The sequence below is a fragment of the Endozoicomonas sp. ONNA2 genome (genome assembly GCF_024606365.1).
In the GTDB taxonomy this organism is placed as follows: Bacteria; Pseudomonadota; Gammaproteobacteria; order Pseudomonadales; family Endozoicomonadaceae; genus Endozoicomonas.
Map to the genome: position 1 here is coordinate 1 of NZ_JAHHPO010000511.1, position 1016 is coordinate 1016.

The 1016-nt window shown below is 45.8% G+C and carries 2 protein-coding genes; both read right to left on the reverse strand.

Features of this window, described 5'->3' with window-relative positions:
• Positions 1-186: 186 nt before the first annotated feature.
• The gene (locus KDK14_RS09095) at positions 187-456 is read right to left on the reverse strand and encodes a type II toxin-antitoxin system YafQ family toxin (RefSeq protein WP_257264779.1); all 270 of its coding nucleotides are present in this window, start codon (positions 454-456) and stop codon (positions 187-189) included.
• Positions 456-719 carry a type II toxin-antitoxin system RelB/DinJ family antitoxin gene (locus tag KDK14_RS09100; RefSeq protein ID WP_257264780.1) on the reverse strand — a complete coding sequence of 88 codons (264 nt, stop codon included), beginning with the start codon at positions 717-719 and terminating at the stop codon, positions 456-458. Before KDK14_RS09100 ends, KDK14_RS09095 begins: the two co-directional genes overlap by 1 nt.
• Between the last annotated feature and the right edge of the window lie 297 nt (positions 720-1016).

The window sequence follows — 1016 nt, forward strand, 5'->3', positions numbered from 1 at the left end:
TAATTCGGTATTTGTTACGCCAGAGCGAGGCCCGGCAGGTGATGTTCCTGCGCTCATTGAGTTCCGATCGGTTGCGGTATGAGCTGGAGAGACAACTGGGGAGAAGAAAACAGTGACCGGGCTGAAAATTCAGCCCACATACACTTGCTGATAACGTTTGGTGGCAATTTTTTTATTCGGCGAGTGTCAGCTGAACAAGGCAGAATGAGATCCTGTTCTTTCAAAAAAAATCTCATCTTCGACCACTTGATAAATTAATAACCAATCCGGTTCTATGTGGCACTCCCTGCGCCCTTTATAGTTTCCGGCCAACATGTGGTCTTTATGCCTGAAGTCAAGGGGCTTTTTTTGTGCAAGCTGTACCATAATTTTTTTAAGCTTTTGCAGATCTTTTCCCTGACGTTCGATTCTTTTGTAATCTTTTTTAAACTGAGCTGTTCGTACTGGAGTAAGCATTAATCACTATCCAGATCATCAAACATTTCATCCATTGTCCCATAGCGGGTCAGCCCCATACCCTTGTCTGTAGCTTCAAATGTCTGACGGGTTTCTTCATTAGGCAAACGAACATCGAAAGGCAACCCCTTACAAATGCCGACATACTTGTAAAACAACGTGATGGCCTCTGTAGGATTGAGCCCCAACTCCCTGAATATCGCTTCGGCATGTTCTTTAACGTCTGGCTCTATTCTGGCCCGAATCATCGAACTTTTACTCATATTGATGCCCTCTTTCTGCCCTGTCGTTTTGTTACTTTTTATTGTACCTCATTTGGGGTACAGGACAACGCCACCGGGCAAACATGCAACCTATGAACCTATCCGGAAGGCATTGATACCAACGATTCCCGGTTGATTTTGCGCCCACATCCCATCACCAAAGCCCCCGTTACACCACTCCCTGAATTTTCAAAGGGTGGTGTAACACTCGTCTCCTCAATTTTGAGGAGACGATCCATCAGCAAAGCCCCCGTTACGCCAACCGTTACTGCCTGTTACAGCCTTGTTACGCCAAAA

Excerpts from the sequence above, each read along its gene's own strand:
- KDK14_RS09095 (WP_257264779.1), bottom strand. The coding sequence starts at position 456 with ATGCTTACTCCAGTACGAACAGCTCAGTTTAAAAAAGATTACAAAAGA.
- KDK14_RS09100 (WP_257264780.1), bottom strand. The coding sequence starts at position 719 with ATGAGTAAAAGTTCGATGATTCGGGCCAGAATAGAGCCAGACGTTAAA.